This window comes from Fodinibius salsisoli (assembly GCF_026229185.1).
Classification (GTDB): domain Bacteria; phylum Bacteroidota; class Rhodothermia; order Balneolales; family Balneolaceae; genus Fodinibius; species Fodinibius salsisoli.
Window position 1 is genome coordinate 68,253 of the sequence record NZ_JAGGJA010000005.1, and the last position, 20,546, is coordinate 88,798.

Consider the following 20,546-nt stretch of genomic DNA (forward strand, 5'->3'; position numbering starts at 1 on the left):
CAATAAAATCAGTGCGTTAAAGTACTTTTTTAAGTTGATGTAGCAGTAACTGGTAGTGAGCTTTGGTTTCTGCATCAGGCATCTGTTCTACTTTATTTTGAAGCAGCGTCTGTACCTTCAGAAGGTATTTATAGCTGATAAGATCTATCGAAGGTCCAACAGGGAAATGGATCTGTCCGCCATTGTATGAGGCAGAAACCATACCACTACTTTCATTCTGCCGATATTCCAACGTGGTAGCAACGGATGGTTTATTTTGTAGTAATTCAGCTAAAACTATCCGATCGTCTATCATATTTTTGCGCTGGCCTGTAAACGAACGACCTGAACTTAGATTGACGGTACTCGCTGCTTTCATATCTTCAACCGGGAGTTCACTGGTTTCGATGGTCGTACCCACAAAGGCTTTTTGAAGAGCTATATCCACATCACCAAGTGGCTGACTTTTCATTGTTTTGCTCCAAACGGATTCATACAGATCCTGCATGGCCAGCGCGGGCGTGTATGGATGAGGTTCTTCTGACAGCTCCGATGACATATAAACCATTAGTGGTCCCTTCATCAGGAGTTGCACCATTTTTTCACGCAACAAAGCGGATATATCTTCAGTAAGTTCAAAATTTTGAATAATATTATCATCCATCATCCAATCTAATTGTTGGATTTGATTTAGCAGGAACATATAAGCCTGCCGCTGCTTTTCGCTGGGTACGGACTGAAACCGTGGCCGAGGGTCGCCTTCATAAATTGGATTGGAATAAATGCCGCCCACATATTGACCTGTGTTATTTAAATATTGCACATACTGTTGAATAATGGTTTTCCAAAGAGCTTGGCGATAAGAGAAATCTTTATCCTCGGTGGAAATCCATTTATTCAGGTTCTGGAGAATATACTTCAAGTTTTTGAGACCGTATTTTGTTGCCTCAACAGCATTGTCTCCCAAATCGTTACCTTGGATAGTGGGGTCCTTGATATTAAAGCCTGGCAGCGCATAGCGATATTTAATATCATCCGCCTTTTCGTCCACAAACTTGTTCAAAGTATCTCTTACCTCCATCTGGGAGTATTTGTCACTGGGAAAATACTGGTAGTTCCATTTGGTTACATAAAAATCGTAAGGACCAAATGGTTTGGAAGTAAGTTGCACCCCACGTTTTTTATCACCCGGTTGTGCCACATAATTATACCGGGCATTATCCAGGGTGGAATAGGTGGTTCCAAATTTCTGAGTGAAGGTAGGTGAACGCAGAGAGTCTACATCAATAGAAGCAGAGGCAGCTCCGTTTGGTTTAAAACCCAAGCGGAAACCTACCTGTCGGCGGACATGGTACCGGATGTCGTCTTGAATATATTCTTTTGGTATATGCCTGCTTCGAACTTCTGGATCCGTTGCCCCGGTTTGCACGAACCGCTGATGGGCAATTCGCTTGACCAAATCATGGTAAATATATATTGATCCATTCAGGACTTCTCCACTTCGCGGGTCTATCCAGGAAGAGCCGGTAATCCGCTGGGCCGTATTGGGTACATAACGAACCACGCTGTATTTAATATTATCCGGATCAAATTGAGGGTCGCTTTGGGGATACTCTTTGGCTTGAATAGCATTCTTAAAACCGATCTCTTCAAAGGTTTCATTCCAGTCTTCAATGCCTTGTTTGATCGCTTCTTTCCACTGCTCAGGGAAGTCTTTGTCGACATAAAATGTAATGGGGTCGGTTGCTTCTACCAACGTCCCTTGCTGATACGCTTCAATATCTTTGGGTACCAGGCGAAACCGGCGGGCAAAATGTATGTTTTCTGCTTTGTTAAGGGGATTGTCATATTCATATTTCTGGATGGTAGCTATACCAATTCGTGAATCCCCAATACGTGGTTGCATGGGCTTTTCCGGTAATAGGAGAAATGTTCTTGTCATAAGGGCCGTAAAGGGCTGCTCTTCTCTTACGGTATTACCGCTGTTCGATTTTAGGTCATACTCATAAGACAAATGGCTTTTGATACTTATATTGTCTTCAAACGCTTTGAATTCCCCCAGAAAGGATCGTCCACTTTTAAATCGGGTGGAATAATCAACCCCGGAAGGTAAGTTCATGCCATCCTTATTGAAGGGAGAAAGGTTTTTATTATCACGGCTAAAATAATTCGAAACTTCGATGAGCGCGGAAGAATGGTCGTCATTATAGGCTTCGATGTCCCATTTTTTAATAATTGCCCCCATGCTGTTTTTGGCAAGTGCATTTTGCAAGCGCTCAAACTGTGGTTGTTCAGGTGTTATTGAGTTCCGTTCTATCTTCCGAAGAAGGATGGTTGAATCGACCCGACCGAACGTCAAATGCAGAGGAGGATGTGGTTGCGCTCCGAGAGCTCCAAAATCATTATCGCTGGTTTCTGATATAGTAGATCCCAACAGCATCTCACGTCCCAAAAGAGTAAAGGGAATTTCCAGATAGAGTTTCTTCTTCACCTTGTAGAGATTCATCAGGCCTTTTTCCGTTTGCTCGGCCTTGGAAACAATTTTTTCGTAGAGCGTCTTTTTATCCTCTTCTTTTTCGTTGGATTTCGCCGAAGTGCTATCGGCTGATGTAGTATCAGCTTCGATAGTCTTTTTAGGCTCTGCTTTTCTACTTGCAGGCTGTGTTGTTTGGCAAGCTGTGATTAGCATAAACAGCAATCCAAGTATTCCGGCAAGTATGGTAGGTATGGATTTTTTCATAGATACGCATGAGATGAGTCAAAGGTATTTTTCCAGATAAGAATAAAAATCAGGTTAACAGCTAAGCCAATGGAATATTCTAAATTAGATAGATAATGAAAAAGCCCAAAGCTGTCAATATGATAAGCTAAACCTGGCGGTATGCAAGTCCTTCAACAAAAATGTGTTAACCGGGTTGTTTTTCAGCCTCATATACCGTCATAGGAGGGATATTACGCCATTCCCAATCGGTTTGAACATTCCCAAAAGCCTTGTGCAACGCGTCTTCCAGATGACCAGATGTTTGATAGGCTAAAAACTTTCCACCTTCTTTGAGTAGGTTTATACTTTGATCTAAAACCGATGCTTTAGTTTCTTCATCCAAAAATGAAAATGGAATACCCGATATAATATAATCGGTATTGCCTATAAGCTGATCAGGCAACAAGTCGGTCACATATTCTACACTTTGATCATAAAATGAAAGCCGTGGATCGTTTATCTCCGTTAACTTTTTAAAGAGTAGTTCATTGGTTTCAAAAAGATGAAGCTGAGAATTGGGCGTCATCTTAGGAAGCAGAAAACGCGCATATACACCAGAACCAGCTCCATACTCTACAATCGTCAGGTCCTCATTAAAATTGATAGGGCTACAGACCCGACGCATACAAAATTTAGAAGTTGGCGTAACCGAAGCTACATCCTTGTCCTTGAAAAAGCTTTTTAAATAGGTAAGGGTACTCATCCTTTGTTATTGGTCATCAGTTATTGGTTAATGGATTACCCTAATAACCAATAATACATTAACTGTTAACTAAAGCTCGTCTTCGAGTTGTTCTATCTGGTCACGAATACGGGCCGCCTCTTCGAATTCCATATTTTTAGCGGCCGTCTTCATAGTGTCGTACAGGTACTCTAAAAAATTCTCCTTATCATCGAAAGTAACTTCTTTCATGGCTGGATTCGCCTGATACTTGATGCCTTCCTCGGCTACTTTTATCGTTTCCAGAGCTTCTTGCTCTTCGCCGTCTTCATCTTCAAGATCAAAGCTCCGTGAAGAGATCAGCGCCGGATCAACTAATGGTTTCAATTCTTTTTCGATCGTCTTCGGCGTAATGCCGTGCTCTTCGTTATATTCTTTCTGGATTTTGCGCCGTCGTTCGGTCTCATCAATAACGGTACGCATACTATCGGTAATTTTATCGGCGTACATAATGGCTTTGCCGTCAACGTTACGGGCCGCACGGCCGACAATCTGGAACAGCGAGGTCTCTGAGCGGAGGAAGCCTTCTTTGTCAGCATCCAGTATAGCAACTAAGCTGAGTTCGGGAATGTCGATACCCTCCCGCAACAAGTTGATACCAACGAGGACATCAAAATCGCCTCGACGAAACTTGAAAAGTACCTCCACACGTTCCATAGCACTCAGTTCACTATGCATGTAAGCAGCTGAGATGCCCACTTTTTTAAGATACTCACTCAGTTCTTCACTGAGTCTTTTCGTTAGCGTAATACAAAGTACACGGTCACCCTTTTCAACTCTTTTGCGGATTTCATCCAGCAAATCATCAATCTGGTTTTCTACAGGACGTACTTCTATTTCAGGTTCCATCAGTCCGGTAGGACGTACAATTTGCTCCACAAAAACGCCACCACTTTTTTCCAGCTCATAATCACTTGGCGTAGCACTTACAAAGATAGCCTGATTGGTAACGCTCTCCCACTCGTCAAAGGTGAGTGGGCGGTTATCCATTGCGGAGGGAAGGCGAAAACCGTGTTCAACAAGCTCTGTCTTGCGGGACCGGTCGCCTCCGTACATGGCCGAAATCTGTGGCACCGTCTGGTGACTTTCGTCTACAACGAGCATGAAATCATCAGGGAAATAGTCAAACAAGCAGTAAGGACGTTCGCCCGGCTTTCGATTACTGAGGTACCGGGAATAGTTTTCAATGCCCGAGCAGTAACCGATCTCCTGCATCATCTCAATATCAAATAAGGTTCGTTGCTCCAGTCGTTTTGCTTCAAGGTGTCTGCCTTCGTCTGTGAGCGTACCAATACGCCAGTTGAGCTCATCCCGAATTTGATCAATGGCCTGCTCTAACCGGCTTTGCGTAGTCACATAGTGAGAAGCAGGATAGATATGAAATTCCTCTACCTGTTCCAGAACATTACCAGAATCGGTATCTACAATTTCCATCTTCTCAATTTCATCGCCCCAGAAAGAGATCCGGAGTCCATCTTCGGCATAAGCAGGATACAGATCCACCACATCGCCACGTACCCGGAATGTTCCGCGGGTAAATTCACGATCATTGCGGGTGTAGTGTAGGTCCACCAGATCGTACAGCAGTTTATTACGCGGGATCTCCATGCCGGTCTTAAGCTTGATGATCAGCTTTGCATACTCAGAAGGCGATCCGATACCGTAAATACAGCTGACCGATGATACGATAATGACATCACGCCGCCCGGAAAGTAGTGAGCTGGTGGCCCGGAGCCGCAGTCGCTGAATTTCATCGTTGATGGACAAATCTTTTTCAATATATTTATCCTGCGAAGAGAGGTAGGCTTCCGGCTGATAGTAATCGTAATAGGAGATAAAAAACTCCACCCGGTTATTGGGAAAGAAGTCACTGAGCTCGCGATAGAGCTGTGCGGCCAGCGTCTTGTTATGACTCATAACCAATGTCGGCCGCTCTACCTGGTCAATGACATCCGCAACGGTTCGCGTCTTTCCGGAACCGGTAATTCCCAGCAGTGTTTGGTACTGATCACCATTCTGGAGGCCCTCTACCAACTCCTTAATAGCTTTGGGTTGATCCCCCGCAGGTGGCCAGGGCGACTGTAGATCAAAATGAGACATGAAATTAGAAAAATATTAAATTCAGTTTATTTGGTGGTTTATCTATAACGAAAAACAACCACAATCATTCACTTAAAATCACATTTTTTTAGGGCAATTGACAGTAAAGCTTTAAGTTTAGGCTCTGATTTTAAAGAAAATGATTTACTACAATAAGCATGGCTCAAAGCGAAACAAAATTAGGTCCACAACGCGAGCGTATTGATGAAATTGATCGCCAGCTGTTGGACTTACTCTCCGAACGTAACGAAATTGTCCACGAGGTTATTGAGAAGAAAATACAGAATCAACTGCCTATTTTTGCTCCTAAGCGAGAGGATGAGAAGACCGAAAAATTTCGCCAAATGGCAGCACAGCGAGATTTGGACCCCGATTGGGCCGAAGACTTTCTTCGGATGATCATGGCTTCTTCCCGGGCCAGCCAGTCCTCTAATGAATTTCCCCGCGCAACCGAAGAGCCCAAGCATATACTGCTGGTGGGGGCCCGTGGCGGTATGGGAAGCTTGTATGCACGCGTTATGGAGCAGACCGGCCACAAAGTGTATAAAATTGACAAACATAACTGGCATGAGCTGGAAGAAATAGCTCCCAAGCTTGATTTGGCTATCGTTACTGTGCCTATAAATGCTACCATTGATGTAGTAAACCGACTGGCCCCTAAACTCAAAAAGGAGACAATACTGGCAGACTTTACCAGTAATAAAACCGATCCTATTAAGGCCATGAAGGCCGCGCATGAGGGACCGATACTTGGTCTTCACCCCATGCACGGTCCGGATGTACATAACCTCTCGAAACAGTTGATGGTTGCCTGTGCCGAACGCGATGCTGAAGCCTCGCAGTGGGTGCTGGAACAGTCAAAACTTTGGGGCATGCGCGTTATTGAAGCGGATCCGGAAAAGCATGACCATGTGATGCATATGGTGCAGGGCTTACGTCACTTTGTGGCACTTCTGCACGGATCGTTTATGAAAACATACGATTTGAAACCCCATGATATTTTGGATTACTCAAGTCCCATCTACCGTGGTGAACTGATGATGACAGGACGTATTTTTGCCCAAAGCGCCGAACTTTATGCTGATATCGTTTTCTCGAATGAAGAACGGCGCGAATTGCTCCTCAACTTTATTGAGCATAACGATCGGTTGGCCGAAATGGTCAAACAGGACAATAAAAAAGGTTTTGTTAAAGAGTTCGAAGCAGTTACGGACTTTTTTGGTAGTTTTGCCAATCAGGCATTGGAGGAAAGTGGCTACCTGATTGATCGATTGACGGATCGTTTCGCTTAATCAATATTTGCCCCAATATTTAACGTAAACCTTAAGTTTTAGCTATGAAATTTTCCAGACTCCTTACCGTGGTTTTAGTCGTTGTATTTTTTGCAGGATGTCAACAATCCCAAGATCAAGGCCAACAGAATGATGCTGGATCTTCAGTATTGGATACACCTAAAAAGGACTGGGCGTTAGTAATCCATGGTGGAGCTGGTGTAATTTCAAAAGATATGCCGGATTCTATTAAAGAAGCATATCACCAGGATCTGGATGAAGCATTGACGATAGGAGAGGACATTTTACAGGAAGGTGGTTCTGCGGTAGATGCGGTAGAAGAAGTGATCAACTATTTAGAAGATAACCCTAAATTTAACGCGGGTAAAGGAGCCGTTTTTACCCACGAAGGGGGCCACGAGCTTGATGCCGCTATTATGATTGGCAATACGCGCAAAGCTGGAACAATCACAGGTGTAAAGACCGTCAAAAATCCAATTTCATTAGCACGGCTGGTCATGGGAACCTCCAAACACATTATGTTTGCTGGTGAGGGGGCTGAAAAGTATGCCGATAAAATGGATGTTGAGCGAGTTAATCAGGACTATTTTTATACCGAAAGAAGATATAAATCATGGCGCCGGGCCATCAAGCGAGGACAGGAGCAGTCTTCTGTTTTAGAAGCGGAAGAGGAGCGAGCGTTGTTTTATGATAAAGATAAGTTTGGTACGGTGGGTTGCGTAGCACTGGATACCGAAGGCCAGTTGGTGGCTGGAACTTCTACGGGAGGCATGACCAACAAGATGTATGGGCGTGTAGGCGATGTGCCTATTATTGGATCCGGCACCTATGCCAGCGATGTCGTCGCCGTTTCTATGACGGGGTGGGGGGAACGGATTATGGAAGCTGTTTCGGGACATACCGTCAGCGCTTATATGAAACACAAACCAGGCAGCTTAAAAGAAGCCGGAAACTATTTGCTCCGCGAAGTACTTCAGCCGGGTGACGCCGGTATGATTGCTGTTGATAAAGATGGCAATATGCTGATGGATATGAATACACAGGGCATGTTCCGGGGAAAGTCAGATTCTGAAGGCAACCGAGAAGTTGCTATCTGGAAATGAGATAAAAGGAGGGGGCTTTGAAACTGGGCTATCATATTGACAGTAGGTAAAGTTTCTTGATCCTCTTTTATTATTCTTTACGTATATAAGGAAAATAACTCTAAATCAATGTTATTATCTATTATGCGTATTCACTATTTATTTCTTTTGGCTATTATCCTATTCTCATTTCCTGCCTGTAGTGATTCTGGTACTGGGTCAGAGACAGGAAGTACTAACAAAGCACTGGGAATTCGACTTATTAATACCGGTTCTGAAGATTTGGAAGTAGAGTCAAGGGGAGATGTTTACACTGTTTTTTGTTATAAAAGCGAAGGTTGTGAAACCTTTGAGGGTGGCGGTTTATCTGCACATACAATTTTTCCTGATAATCCAGAGGCTATTATAAATTATTCTTCTACCGATGATAGCAAAACTGCCAATGGCGTAAAAGTTGCTTTTAAAGTTATTTCTGGTGAAGGGAAAGCGGAGATAGTTCAGGGAAGAGCATATGTAGAAGACGGCTGGCCTGAGTTTGAAGCATCTAAGGTAGTCCATACATCAAACGCTTTTTCAACCGGTGAAACGGTAAGGTTTGAGTATGGAAATACAGATTAACAACTATTCCATAAGGTTCTGGTCTATCATGGCACAAGAGCAAGTTGTAGCTATGATAGATTTAGAACTTTTTAACTTACCTTATTCAAACCCCATATTAAATTCTTCGCGCAATTCTTGAATATAAATGCCAATATTATTTCGAAGCTCAAAAAGCTGCTGATGAAAAGAGAAATATTGCTTGGTTGTAAGAAATGGAGCTTCTTTGAGATGTTTTTGCAGGATCGTTAGTCCATCATTGGCATAGTAAAGAGCTTTTTTGGTATAGGCAATATTTCCGCCTAAAAATTCAAGGTCAAATCCAAAGGAATAGCCACCGGCAATTTTAGCTCCAATTTTTAGTATACGGCCGACGAAATTATTGCAGTCTTCATTGATATGCTCGGGATTGAGCGTCTCTGCCCATTGTAAAATAAGGGCTGACAGGCTACGGGCATCATCATAAATATCCAGCATTTCGATGGAGCCATTTTCGGTACGGGCAAATTCATCACTTAATGCTTTCCATTCTTCACCAGCATCGAAATCCTCTTCTTCAAGATCTGACTCTTCGGTGTTCCATTCCTCGGGGAAGGATTCATCTATATCGTCATCTTCTTCCCATTCTGTATAATAATCGTCTTCTTCATCAAAGTAGGGATCATTAAATTCCAGCTCTTCCCTGATGAAAGCATCAACGGCATCCAGTTCGTCTTGGCTTTCCCGGAGTAACGTTAGCCATCGGGGCGTGCTATTCAGGGGGTCGGGAGCAATAAACTTGCGCAGGTGAGTGGTCTGCTTTTCTATCTCGTTTAGATGAGCCTCCCACTGGTGCTCATCCCATACGTCGTCGTTAAAATCGTTAAACATAGCCATGGCATCCGGTTGACAAAAGGTTGAGTCAATTGACGATAACTTCTTATAAGAAACGTAATTTGATTGTTAATTGGTATAGGAAATTTTAAAAATAGCGGTTCATGATGAAGAGAAATCCAGCTGCTCAATCCTAAAGCTGTTCCAAGACGCCCATAATAACTTTTGACATTTTGGGCTCTGCCATACCCGCTGCTTTTAAAACTTTTTCAATATCGATGGGTTCCAAAGCATCCGGGAAGCATTCGTCGGTGATGACCGAAATTCCCAAGACGTCCATTCCCATGTGAACGGCTGAAATAACTTCAGGAACGGTGCTCATACCTACTACGTCGGCGCCAATCATACGTAAAAAGCGATATTCAGCTTTGGTTTCCATAGTTGGACCGCTGAGGGCGAGATATACGCCTTTGTGCATTTTAATTTCGTTTTTGAGGGCAACCTCTTCAGCCAAATTCTGCAGGCTTTCGGTATAAGGTTCACTCATATCCGGAAAGCGTGGACCAAGCTCTTCATCATTGGGTCCAATCAGGGGATTATCACCCAGCATATTGATATGGTCCTTAATCAGCATAATATCGCCTCGCTGATAGTTGGTATTCATCCCTCCACAAGCATTGCTGACGATCAACATTTCAGCACTAAGTGCTTTAATAACCCGTACCGGGAAAGCGATTTGTTGCATAGAGTAGCCCTCGTAGTAGTGAAAGCGTCCCTGCATGGCCACTACGTTTTTACCGCTGAGTTTACCAAACAATAACTGTCCAGCATGGCTTTCAACAGTAGAAACAGGAAAATGAGGAATATCAGCATATGAAATTGCATCCTTAACCTCTATTTTATCGGCTAAATGACCGAGACCAGTGCCTAAAATAATTAAGTAGTCCGGGCGGTGATCCGTTTGTTCTTGAATATAGGAGAGTGCTTCGTGGCGTTTATTCCGAAATTCCTTAACCGTTTCGCGCTGCATAGGCGGAAAATTTATTAAATTAATGAGTAGAGAAAGAAGAAAATAGGAAAAGGAAGATAGAAAAGGTAGGGGAATAAGAGATAAGGGTATAGGTTGGAAATCCGTGCCTCCGGATTACCAATTAGACCACTGTGTATTGAAGCCTTGAAAGGAATAAGGGCCACCTTGATCCCTTATAGCCCTGTTGTCTATCTATTAGTCCAGCTCATCGATGATATCATCAACATTTTCAGCACCGGGGGGGAGTGGTTGTGGATCGTCTTGGTTATTATTTTGTTTGTCAGCAGCTTTATGGCGTCGTTCGGCTCGCTCTTTTAAGCTGTCTGATATTTTAGCTTCATCATCAGGAAGGTTGAATAAAGAAGCCTCATCTTTTGAAAATTGCTCCAGAGATTCCTGGGCCATTTCCAGGTAAGATCGGATACCGCCAATAATTTCTTTGCGCCGGTCGAGCAGTCGAATAATGCTTTGCCGCACTTGTTGGCGCTGCTGGGTGGCTTCCCGGATAATGGATTCGGCCTCCATTTCGGCCTTTTCTATTTTTGTTTGAGCCTCGCGGCGCGCACCGGTCAACTTCTGTTCGGCCGACTCTTTAGCGGTTTGCAGCGTTTCGTGCAGCGCCTCTTCCACACGTTCGTAATGTTTAAGCTTTTCTTCGAGCTCTTCAATTTTTTTCTGGAGCTCCCGGTTTTTGCCAACCATGTGTTCCCATTCGTTGGACATCAGGTTTAGAAAAGCTTCGACTTCGGCCTTGTCATAGCCGCGCAAGGATTTATCAAAGTTTTGTTGCTTAATCTCAAGTGCCGTTAATTTCATATCAAAAGTGCCCTAAAATCAGAAATGTTAACAAGTGGTCTTTTAGTCGTTATTCGTTAAGCATGTTCCGGAGGTTATTGTTATTTCCTTCGGTTGACTCCTGTTGCTCTTCCTGCTCATCAATTTCAATCGTCTGTTTGGGTGCTTCAATCTGATCCGCAGATGATGTTGATGAAGAAGAGTCCTCTGAAATGATAGCTTCAAGGTTTTGAATCCGCCGATTAGTGTCTTTTTTATGTTCTACAAATGCTTTAGCCAGTCGGTCAAAATCCTTTTCCGTGATTTTTGTGTTGGTACGATTGATCCAGGCTTTTATGAGGCCGGTTACTTTAGCTACAATAAAACCGACCAGTGCAATACCCCCGATGGCACCTACCAGTGCAACGACCATTTCTTCAAAACTCATTGCTGGACCCTCTGTTTCTGGTTAAGATCATTATTTAATTGTGGTGAAGAATTTCGTTCCTCAGGCGATTCTATCCGTACAGAATTCTGTGGATTTCCGTCCAGTGAAGCTTCGATGTTTTTTAACCGCTGGCTCATTTCTTTTTTGTGTTCAATAAAAGCACGAGCCATCCGATCGAAGTCTTCTTCCGTAATAGCAATCTTATTTTCATGCTTGTTTTTTTCAATTGAAGCCTTCACGACGTGATAAATTTTCCACAATGTCAAAAAGCCCAGGCTTGCCCCAAAGGCCAGAAATACAATAGCCACTAATGCTTCTATCATCGTGTCCTCCGTTTATCCGCGATATCTGAAACTTGCTGTTTATTTTCTTCTTTGATGGATGGTTCATCTTCAATCTCAATTTCCGCCATTCCTTTGCCGGCGCCGGTTGAAAAATCATCAGGACTGCCCGCCGCAATGGCTTCCAGGTTTTCAATACGACCCTTCATGGAGTTGACCAGTTTACGAAGTTCTTCCACTTCTTCTTCATTCTGCTGGCTTTTACCCATCATCTGCATCTTATTCTTCTGGTATTCGATGATTAATCCACCGACGACGGATACAATAACAATTAAGAAAATCCAGATCGTCATAATTCTTTATTTTGGTTACAAGAAGGTAATGTACTAAATCTTAGGGAGATTGAAACACTCTTATAACGATTTTGTCGCTTAATAGTTGCGTTCGCCAAAAATAGCACGACCAACCCGTACCATGGTGGCGCCTTCTTCGATAGCTACTTCCATATCATTGGTCATGCCCATCGAAAGTTCATCCAGTTGAACACTGTCAGCCTCATAAGTACGGAGCTGATCACGGATTTCCCGTAATTGCTGGAATTGGGGACGCACCTGTTCCGCTTCATCCGGGCCTACATACGTTGCCATGCCCATCAGTCCACGGACGCGCACATGCTTAAGCCCCTGTGCATATTCCAGGATATCCGGGACATCCTCGGCTGTGCACCCGCTTTTTTGATCTTCTCCGCTAATATTAATTTGGATGAGCGTGTTGATGATCCGATCGATACGGGAGGCCCGCTTTTCGATCTCGCGCAGATATTTTTTCTTTTCAATAGAGTGGATCCAGTTCACGCGATCCACCATATATTTGATTTTATTGGTCTGGAGGTTGCCGACCATATGCCACTGTAGGGACTCTTCCTCATAGTCCGCCATCTTATCCTGGAGCTCTTTGGCTCGGTTTTCTCCAAAATGAAGTTGTCCGCATTTAAACGCCCTTTTAATATCCTCCAGTGGCTTCAGCTTACTCACAGCTATGAGCTGTACTTCGTCGGGATTGCGGCCTGCCCGTTGACAAGCTTTTTGAATACGATTCGAAACAGTGGTAATATTGTGGCAAATATCTTCGGCCATGGAGTAGCAGTCAGTTTTGAAATTTAAAACTAATACTTTTAGAAATCAGGCCTCCCCAAATGAGAGGGAAGCAACTGATATTAAAATAAGCTTTTAAGAAAGGTATTAAAATGCTATTTTAAGGGTCTGAATGAAAAGACAGAATTATAAATTATTACTCTCTATCCTGAGTATCTTTTATTCCTACTCTGAATTATTTATGCCTCGGTTCAGGCGCAGGCGAGATAAAATCGCAACGCTAAAATACGGGGGCCGATAGCTCGCATGAACGTTCAGGTTCAGCATATTTCTACCTTCCTCCATCAATGGGCACCGCCCAGCACAAAACTCGACTACGATAACGTTGGTTTATTAGTCGGAGATCCTAATCAGCAAACTACCAGAATCTTAACTTGTCTTGACGTTACCCTGGAAGTGGTAGCGGAAGCCATTGAGCGAAACTGTGATCTTATCGTCGCTCACCACCCATTGATTTTTAAGGGTATTGATCGTATTAACCCCACCAATGAGCAGGGGGAAATTATATTCAAATTAATTAAAAATGATATTGCCCTGATTGCGGCCCATACGAACCTGGATGCCGCACTGGATGGCGTTTCTTTTGTGTTGGGACAGAAGCTAAAGCTCAAAAACTTAAAGTTTTTGGATAATGGCTATAATATAAGTCGTAAGATTGTTCTTACTACCAATCATTCCGATAGCGAGTCAGTTTTAAAGTTACTGAACTATTATTCAGCTGAAGAAGCCCATTATTATAAGGTAGAAGGTCGTAAGAGTGACCAGTACACCTACGAAGCCATTATGGATGAACATAATGTAGGTGACCTAAAAAAAGAATTGAATAAAAATGGGTTGCTGGATCGGGGTAGCTTCCAGGTCATGGAAGTAGCTAGCCCATCGAACAATGTGGGGATGGGCGTTGTAGGCTTTTATCGGGATAAGGGATTAACGCAGGAGCAGTTTCTGGAATTAGTTTCCGAAGCATTGAATGTAGAAGCAATACGGTTTTCTGGTTCGATTGATCGCATTAAGAAAGTAGCCGTTTGTGGAGGAGCGGGCGTTTCTTTGGCACGTACAGCCATTGCACAGGGCGCCCAGGCCTTTGTGACCGCCGACATTAAATATCACGATTACTTTACTGATACAGAAAATTTTTTACTGGTCGATGTAGGCCATTATGAAAGTGAAGTGCCGATGGTGTCTGCACTTCAGCAAGAACTCAGTGAAGCATTTGAGCGAGTTGAGGTTCTTGAGACGCAAGCAATCACCAATCCAATGCAGGTTTTTATACCTGACCAAAAACAAAATCCGCAGGAATAAACGACGATAACGTAAATTTATGGAAGAAGTACTTCAACAATTAGCCAATCTTCAATATATCGATAGCAGAATTGATGAGCTAACGCAGCTACGGGGAGATCTGCCAGAAGAGATTCTGGATATTGAGACTGACATCAACCGCAAAGAGGCCAAGATCAAACGACTTGAAGAAGAGAAGAAGGAGCTTCAGGTTGAGAAAGATAATCTTGCGCTTGAGATCAAAGATGCTCAGAACAAGATGGATAAGTATGAGGAGCAGCAGATGTCGGTCCGGAATAACCGGGAGTATGATGCACTGACCAAAGAGATTGAGTCTCAGAAACAGGTTATCGAAAATGCCCAGTCTCGTAAGGAAGAGGTTGAAAAGCGACTCGAGCAGGTTGATCCCGAAATAGAAGTAGCCCAAGAGCAGCTTGAGGAAGTGCAAGAGCTGCACCAGGAAAAGAAAGAAAACCTCGACAAAGTGGTCAAAGAGACCGAAGAAGAGGAAGAAATGCTGATTAAGAAGCGAGAAGAGGTAGAAGAAGATATCAGTAAGCGATACCTGAGAAGTTATAAGCGGCTCCGTAACGGACTGTCTAATGGGTTAGCTGTTGTTCCAATGGAAAAAGGAGCTGCACTGGGGATGGCACTGCCACCGCAAACACAGGTCGAAGTTCGTCATAAGAATAAGATTATCATTGACGAGAACAGTGGCCGAATTGTTGTGCATCCATCATTTTTTAAGACAGCGAAAAAACAGCTTTCACTGTAAAGCGTAGTTTTTGACCTCTTTAGAAAAGATGTACTCATCAACTTGCGATGTGGTACATCTTTTTTATTAGTATAGGTACTTCTGCTGATTCTTTTCCGGCATATTTTCCGTATTTTATGAGCGGATAGTCGGGCAATCGCTCGCCTTTGCCAAAGCTTTGGCATGGGCGGGAGGAAAGTCCGAACACCTACAAGCACCGTGCTTCCTAACGGGAAGATTCGCCCGAGCATTCGGGAGGATAGAAAGTGCCACAGAAAACATACTACCCTCGATACGTCGGGGGAAAAGGTGAAAAGGCGAGGTAAGAGCTCACCGCCCCGGTGGTAACATTCGGGGGCAGGGTAAACCTCACGGGGTGCAAGCTTATGCAGGCAGTGTGCTGCTTGTCGCTATACTGCCGGGTGAAGTGCTTGAGTCCTGAAGTGATTCAGGAACCAGATAAATGATTGCCATATACAGAATTCGGCTTACAGGCTATCCGGGAATTTCATGAGAAGGCCGTCCAGGAAGGGCGGCCTTTTGTTTTATGATAGAGAATGATTTTAATGAATTAATATTTTCGAAAAATTATGAATTCAAAAGACTTACGTGCGCTTCAGCAGCCCCTGAAGGAGGACTATAAAACAAATCCAGAGAAGGCCGAGATAACCCTGCATGCTGAAGGAGCGTTGGGTGAAGGTATAAGTTGTAAGGTCGATACATTCGCCGGAATGGCAGAGGCAGGACTACATCCGGCTACCGGTGGTGATGGTTCGCAAGCTTGTTCCGGTGATATGTTGCTGGAGGCGTTGGTAGCCTGTGCCGGAGTGACGCTAAAGTCGGTAGCTACGGCCTGGGATATTACCCTCGACAAGGGTACTATACGAGCTGAAGGAGTGCTGGATTTTAAGGGAACCCTGGGGATCTCCCGGGAGGCGCCGGTAGGTTTTGAATCCATTACCTTATTCTTTGACCTGGAAAGTGATGCAAAGCCTAAAAAGCTTGAGAAGCTTATTGAAGTGACGGAACGGTATTGCGTTGTTTTCCAGACGCTGAAAAATAGCCTGGAGTTACATACAGAGGTCTCACTGCATTAATCCAACGAAGGACCACCATAGGTAAATAACGTTCTTTCACCACGGACGGTCTCGGGCATATGTTTGTAGATTACCCAAGAGCCAATTAAGGTGGCAGCTCCTATTATTAGAAAAGGAAGCTCAAAGAAAACTACGGTTAGCAGGCCTGCCAAAAGTGGGCCGACAGCAATGCCAAGCCCAAACCCCATGGTAACGACGCTCATCTGCCGCCCTTCTCCACCAGTCTTGGATAGGTCTGCAGCCAGCGCAAAAGAAGGGGCGGCGATTCCTGCAGCTGCAATACCCTGTAACAGACGCACAACGATGAGCTGGGTCATGGTTTGAACTTCTCCCAGTGCAATGGTCGTGAATCCCATGAGAATAAGGCCTGCCAGGATAAAGGGTTTACGACCCCATTTGTCAGAAAAGTGTCCGAGAGGAACTTGAAAGATGAGACGGCTGACCATCAGCATACTAAAAGCTATACTGAAGCCAATGGCCGTCATATCCAGCCGGGCATTAAACTCATTCTCTAATGTGGTAACCATAGAAAAACAGCAGGCCATGGTAAAGGTAGCTAATGCAGCCGTTAAAATGCCGGAGCCATATAAGGATAAGTCGAAGACTTTAAGCCGTTGATTTATATTATCATCCACTTCTATTTTAATTTCTTTAACCCAGCTTTGTACCAATATCATAGCGAGAAAAATTAAGCCAGATCCAAGATAGAAAGCGGCATCAAAGCCATAATGCACCTGTAGATACCCCCCGATGACCGGACCGATGGCAAAGCCAGTAATTCGAAAGGTGCTGTATACGCCCATCGATCCACCTCGGCTCTGTTTTTCAGTAATGCCCGTCATCAGTGATAGTGATGCCGGTATAGTAAGAGCCACACCCACTCCCTGCAACGTTCTTAAAATAAGCAGATGCAAAAAATTGTCAGCAAAGATAAAGAACAGGGTGCTGACGCCAATGAGTGTCAGCCCGAGTTGAATGAGCACTTTCCGTTTATTGAGTCTATCACTAAGTGCTCCCATTAATGGCTGGAAGATAGCCGTAATAAATCCAAACAGGGAGATCAGTATGCCTACCAGGATGGGAACGGCGAAATCGATATGCTCCTTGGGAAGTTTGGCTACATAAAGAGGAATCAGGATAAAAAGAATACTGTTACCCATAGCATCTGCCATGCGAGCTACAGAGAGGGCTAAGATGCCTTTGTTGATACCAAGTTTTTCAATGAGTTTATTCTTTGGAGACAAGGAAGAGCTTTTAGTTTTGTCAATTAATGAATAATGGTATACGAACGTATTCGAGAGGAAATCGTTCCTGAATTTATCTGATTAGTTGTAAGAATATTAAGATTTGATATAGGAGGCGGGATCTTGCTTATAAAACTCTTTTAACTGCTCGTAAAGAGCCGGATGTTCGTTCTTAAGCTGCCGAGGTTTTTCAAAAAAACATTCGGTGATTACCGCAAAAAACTCTGCCAGGTTGGTTGCTCCATAGCTGTCAATCAGCGTTTGTTGATTTTTATGCAGGGCCGTTAACAGTTTTTTATATTCGTTACCGACCACGCGTGCCCACGAAAGGAATTGCGAATCTTCATACTGATCTTCAACCTGATTGGTAGCTCCGTATTCATAATCAAGTTGATGAGCAAATTCGTGAAACACCAGGTTTTGGCCATCATGGATATCAGAAGCGCCTTTCTTGACTTCATCCCAGGCCAGCACCACATTGCCATGAGACCAGGCCTCGCCATGACGTTTTTGAAATCCTTCCTGAACAAAAAAGCTGTCGTGCCGATTCTTAATTTTCACGACATACGATTCCGGATACACCAGTATGGACCGAAGTTCATCATAAAAGTAGGAAAGATCATCAACGCCCAGCATCAGGATGCATGCTTGTGCTGCAATAGTAACTCTTATTTCGTCCGTGAGCTCAAGCCCGGCGCAGCCTTCATAGGTTTTTTCTTTCAGAAAAACAGTAATCAGGCCTTTTAGTTTGGTCTGCATCTTAGCAGGAAGGTGCTGTACATAAGGCACGTTTTGATAGAGGATGGACTCCCAATCGTCCGGAAAGGGGCGCTTCATCCACCGGTTACGGCGCCATTTTTTTAATCCGAACATACACGAAGCTATTACATATTGATTTTATACGTTCCTTTATACTTACGCTCAAGTTCGCGCTTGGTATCTCGCTCTTTGATATCCTGCCGCTTATCATGCTGTTGCTTACCTTTGGCGATACCCAGCAGAATTTTGGCATAGCCCTTCTTGAAATACAGTTTCAAGGGGATGAGCGTATAACCCTTTTGCGAAATTGCTTTGTCCATTTCACGAATTTCGCGCTTGTTAAGCAGTAGTTTTCTCTTGCGGCGCTCGTCATGATTGGTGTAAGAACCTTGTTTGTACGGTTTGATGTACATGTCATGCAGCCAAACTTCTCCATCGTGCAAATGAGCAAAAGATTCACTGAGGCTGGCGTTGCCATTCCGCAGGGACTTTACCTCCGTGCCTTGCAGCACCAGTCCCGCTTCATAGGTATCTTCAATATGATACTCATGGCGGGCTTTACGATTTTTGATGGTTGGTGTGCTGGTGGACATAGTTAAAAAATTTGTAAGTATTACCGAGTTATATAGGTCCTATCTTGTAGAAGCTGTCAGCTGATTCAGTAATCAAACCCAAGCTCACGTAACTGGTTCATGATATCTTCGCCGGGAGTGCGATTGGGCATGGTATCGTAAATGCTCATAATTTGTTTGATCTCAGACCGTGCCTTTTGATTATCCGGATTGAGATTCAGCACTTTTATATACTGCTCCAGGGCTGAGGTCATACGATCACGCATGCTGCTGTCTTCGGGGCCCCGGTATTCAAGAAACAGCCCATAGTTCAAATAAGTTTTTTCTTTTAGCTTGGGCAGATCCGCATCTACATTATTCGGGTCTGCATTTTCAAGCAATTCAATAGCCTGTTGATAACTATCCTCTGCAATCAGTTGGTCAATCTTTTTGGAAAGATCCTCTGGTGTCGAAGATGAACAAGCAATAAAGGCGATAGAGAGTAGCAGCAGTGAAAAGTAACGCATGAAAGAGGTCAAATTAGGGATTTAGAATTTGTAATGGGAATACCCAAAGATAAGGAAAAGATAGCTATATCAAATATATTGGGTTCGGACTAATGCATAAGATAAAAATAGCCATACTCAGCCATCCCAGCGTAGAGCGCATGGGGTCTAACGGTCGTTCATAGATAGCCGGAGGATGTTCAATACCCACCATAAAGGCCGTAAAAAAGGACCATACCACCCAGATCATAGAGCCGGTTGTCGTAATGTTACCAATATAAAGGTATGAATAGGCTGCCGAGGCGATGAGGGAACCCAAAAGCAGTGGAACTATCCACTGGAAGTTATTTTGTAGTACTTTCCGGAGCAGCAAAAATAGCACTGTGCCCCAGATAAACCAACTTAAGGCATGAAAGGCAATCCCGGTTTGGGCTATTGACAGGTAGATAAAAGGCACGGCTTCGATACCCGCCAGGGTAATCAGCAGTCCGAAAAAGATACGAGCAACCAGCCGGTGTTTCTTAAAGCCAATGAGGGAGTATAAAATGTGCCCGCCGTCTAACTGGCCCAGCGGCATTAGGTTAAGGGCGGTAAAGAAAAGCCCCAGCCAGCCGGCAAAGAGGAAGGGATAGTGATACATTTCCCACATGGGCGGTACATTTTCAAAGAACGAAGCCAGAAAGCTGTAAAGCATCGTATTACCGAGGATGAGGGTGTTGCCATTGGTCTCGCCCGGTGGTGTATCAGGATAGGTACCGTTTTGGGCTACGTAGGTTTTAACGGCTTCATGGCCTTCAAACTGTAGGATGTAAGAGGCATCCGGCAGGGTCGAAAATCCGTAGAGCAGTACGCCGAGGGAGATAATAAAGCCAGCAATCGGCCCCGATATGCCCACATCAAACATCTTGTAGTTATCATTGATTTTTTGTTTGATCCGGATGACAGCCCCGAGCGTGCCAATACCAAGAGGAATGGGGATAAAGTAGGGAAGCGTTACCTTGATTTTGTGATAGAGGGCGGCAAAGTAATGCCCAAATTCGTGAACACCCAGGAACCCGAGTAATAAGCTGGCAAAAAGGACACCCCGGTAAAAATCTGACTCTGTGGGTAAAGCCAAGGGGAACAATTGAGGATCAAAGCCTACAAAACTGGTTCCAACTAAGGAGACCATAAGAAAAGTCACGATAAAAAGCCCGAGATGTTTGGCAATCGTTTTGCCACTTAAATCCGGGCCGGTATTGGATGGCCACGAAGTAGAGTTATCAACAGTAATTTCATCGAAGTCTCGATTACGAATATTCGGGGGAGGTGTATTATTCAAG

The 20,546-nt window shown here is 44.0% G+C and carries 21 protein-coding genes and 1 other RNA gene; 7 read left to right on the plus strand and 15 right to left on the minus strand.

The window, feature by feature from the left end; genetic code table 11:
- Positions 1 to 16: 16 nt before the first annotated feature.
- The 3 genes from J6I44_RS08490 to uvrB all read right to left on the minus strand — a co-directional run bounded on the left by J6I44_RS08490 (position 17) and on the right by uvrB (position 5,561).
- On the minus strand, positions 17 to 2,719 hold the full coding sequence (locus J6I44_RS08490) for a zinc-dependent metalloprotease (protein ID WP_265765643.1): 2,703 nt from the start codon (positions 2,717 to 2,719) through the stop codon (positions 17 to 19).
- Between the two features lie 166 nt (positions 2,720 to 2,885).
- The gene (locus J6I44_RS08495; RefSeq protein ID WP_265765644.1) at positions 2,886 to 3,443 is read right to left on the minus strand and encodes a class I SAM-dependent methyltransferase; all 558 of its coding nucleotides are present in this window, start codon (positions 3,441 to 3,443) and stop codon (positions 2,886 to 2,888) included.
- Positions 3,444 to 3,512: 69 nt separating this feature from the next.
- Positions 3,513 to 5,561, minus strand: coding sequence for an excinuclease ABC subunit UvrB (gene uvrB, locus J6I44_RS08500; RefSeq protein WP_265765645.1), 2,049 nt, complete (start codon positions 5,559 to 5,561; stop codon positions 3,513 to 3,515).
- A gap of 158 nt (positions 5,562 to 5,719) precedes the next feature.
- On the opposite strand from uvrB, the gene tyrA reads away from it, so the two are divergent.
- The 3 genes from tyrA (at position 5,720) to J6I44_RS08515 (ending at position 8,553) form a co-directional block, all read left to right on the plus strand.
- The gene (gene tyrA / locus J6I44_RS08505) at positions 5,720 to 6,853 is read left to right on the plus strand and encodes a bifunctional chorismate mutase/prephenate dehydrogenase (RefSeq protein ID WP_265765646.1); all 1,134 of its coding nucleotides are present in this window, start codon (positions 5,720 to 5,722) and stop codon (positions 6,851 to 6,853) included.
- A 44-nt stretch (positions 6,854 to 6,897) separates the two neighbouring features.
- Positions 6,898 to 7,956 (plus strand): isoaspartyl peptidase/L-asparaginase family protein, encoded by a 1,059-nt coding sequence (locus J6I44_RS08510; RefSeq protein WP_265765647.1) that lies wholly within the window; start codon positions 6,898 to 6,900, stop codon positions 7,954 to 7,956.
- Positions 7,957 to 8,064: 108 nt separating this feature from the next.
- The gene (locus J6I44_RS08515; RefSeq protein WP_265765648.1) at positions 8,065 to 8,553 is read left to right on the plus strand and encodes a hypothetical protein; all 489 of its coding nucleotides are present in this window, start codon (positions 8,065 to 8,067) and stop codon (positions 8,551 to 8,553) included.
- Between the two features lie 81 nt (positions 8,554 to 8,634).
- Here the strand turns inward: J6I44_RS08515 and J6I44_RS08520 are convergent, their stop codons facing one another.
- The 7 genes from J6I44_RS08520 to J6I44_RS08550 all read right to left on the minus strand — a co-directional run bounded on the left by J6I44_RS08520 (position 8,635) and on the right by J6I44_RS08550 (position 13,014).
- Positions 8,635 to 9,408, minus strand: coding sequence for a hypothetical protein (locus J6I44_RS08520; RefSeq protein ID WP_265765649.1), 774 nt, complete (start codon positions 9,406 to 9,408; stop codon positions 8,635 to 8,637).
- Positions 9,409 to 9,538: 130 nt separating this feature from the next.
- Positions 9,539 to 10,375, minus strand: a complete 837-nt coding sequence (locus J6I44_RS08525; protein ID WP_265765650.1) for a purine-nucleoside phosphorylase — start codon at positions 10,373 to 10,375, stop codon at positions 9,539 to 9,541.
- Positions 10,376 to 10,570: 195 nt separating this feature from the next.
- The gene (locus tag J6I44_RS08530) at positions 10,571 to 11,191 is read right to left on the minus strand and encodes a DivIVA domain-containing protein (protein ID WP_265765651.1); all 621 of its coding nucleotides are present in this window, start codon (positions 11,189 to 11,191) and stop codon (positions 10,571 to 10,573) included.
- Between the two features lie 49 nt (positions 11,192 to 11,240).
- On the minus strand, positions 11,241 to 11,597 hold the full coding sequence (locus J6I44_RS08535) for a hypothetical protein (RefSeq protein WP_265765652.1): 357 nt from the start codon (positions 11,595 to 11,597) through the stop codon (positions 11,241 to 11,243).
- Positions 11,594 to 11,920 carry a hypothetical protein gene (locus J6I44_RS08540; RefSeq protein WP_265765653.1) on the minus strand — a complete coding sequence of 109 codons (327 nt, stop codon included), beginning with the start codon at positions 11,918 to 11,920 and terminating at the stop codon, positions 11,594 to 11,596. Before J6I44_RS08540 ends, J6I44_RS08535 begins: the two co-directional genes overlap by 4 nt.
- Positions 11,917 to 12,231 carry a hypothetical protein gene (locus J6I44_RS08545; protein ID WP_265765654.1) on the minus strand — a complete coding sequence of 105 codons (315 nt, stop codon included), beginning with the start codon at positions 12,229 to 12,231 and terminating at the stop codon, positions 11,917 to 11,919. Before J6I44_RS08545 ends, J6I44_RS08540 begins: the two co-directional genes overlap by 4 nt.
- A gap of 78 nt (positions 12,232 to 12,309) precedes the next feature.
- Positions 12,310 to 13,014 carry a YggS family pyridoxal phosphate-dependent enzyme gene (locus J6I44_RS08550; RefSeq protein ID WP_265765655.1) on the minus strand — a complete coding sequence of 235 codons (705 nt, stop codon included), beginning with the start codon at positions 13,012 to 13,014 and terminating at the stop codon, positions 12,310 to 12,312.
- A gap of 264 nt (positions 13,015 to 13,278) precedes the next feature.
- Here J6I44_RS08550 and J6I44_RS08555 point away from each other — a divergent pair, with 264 nt between their 5' ends.
- The 4 genes from J6I44_RS08555 to J6I44_RS08570 all read left to right on the plus strand — a co-directional run bounded on the left by J6I44_RS08555 (position 13,279) and on the right by J6I44_RS08570 (position 16,164).
- Positions 13,279 to 14,334: a Nif3-like dinuclear metal center hexameric protein gene (locus J6I44_RS08555; RefSeq protein WP_265765656.1), complete on the plus strand. Its 1,056-nt coding sequence runs from the start codon at positions 13,279 to 13,281 to the stop codon at positions 14,332 to 14,334.
- A 19-nt stretch (positions 14,335 to 14,353) separates the two neighbouring features.
- On the plus strand, positions 14,354 to 15,088 hold the full coding sequence (locus J6I44_RS08560; protein ID WP_265765657.1) for a zinc ribbon domain-containing protein: 735 nt from the start codon (positions 14,354 to 14,356) through the stop codon (positions 15,086 to 15,088).
- Between the two features lie 120 nt (positions 15,089 to 15,208).
- Positions 15,209 to 15,574, plus strand: an RNA gene (rnpB, locus tag J6I44_RS08565) — RNase P RNA component class A.
- A gap of 83 nt (positions 15,575 to 15,657) precedes the next feature.
- The gene (locus J6I44_RS08570) at positions 15,658 to 16,164 is read left to right on the plus strand and encodes an OsmC family protein (protein ID WP_265765658.1); all 507 of its coding nucleotides are present in this window, start codon (positions 15,658 to 15,660) and stop codon (positions 16,162 to 16,164) included.
- Here the strand turns inward: J6I44_RS08570 and J6I44_RS08575 are convergent.
- From J6I44_RS08575 to J6I44_RS08595, 5 genes are all read right to left on the minus strand, one after another.
- A complete protein-coding gene (locus tag J6I44_RS08575; RefSeq protein ID WP_265765659.1) occupies positions 16,161 to 17,408 on the minus strand; it encodes an MFS transporter in 1,248 nt (415 codons plus the stop codon). The two genes, J6I44_RS08570 and J6I44_RS08575, sit on opposite strands and share 4 nt — an antisense overlap.
- Positions 17,409 to 17,504: 96 nt before the next feature.
- On the minus strand, positions 17,505 to 18,281 hold the full coding sequence (locus tag J6I44_RS08580; RefSeq protein WP_265765660.1) for a M90 family metallopeptidase: 777 nt from the start codon (positions 18,279 to 18,281) through the stop codon (positions 17,505 to 17,507).
- A gap of 11 nt (positions 18,282 to 18,292) precedes the next feature.
- On the minus strand, positions 18,293 to 18,760 hold the full coding sequence (gene smpB / locus J6I44_RS08585) for an SsrA-binding protein SmpB (RefSeq protein ID WP_265765661.1): 468 nt from the start codon (positions 18,758 to 18,760) through the stop codon (positions 18,293 to 18,295).
- Between the two features lie 65 nt (positions 18,761 to 18,825).
- Positions 18,826 to 19,245, minus strand: a complete 420-nt coding sequence (locus J6I44_RS08590; protein WP_265765662.1) for a hypothetical protein — start codon at positions 19,243 to 19,245, stop codon at positions 18,826 to 18,828.
- Positions 19,246 to 19,309: 64 nt separating this feature from the next.
- Positions 19,310 to 20,545, minus strand: coding sequence for a site-2 protease family protein (locus tag J6I44_RS08595; protein WP_265765663.1), 1,236 nt, complete (start codon positions 20,543 to 20,545; stop codon positions 19,310 to 19,312).
- Position 20,546: the final 1 nt, after the last annotated feature.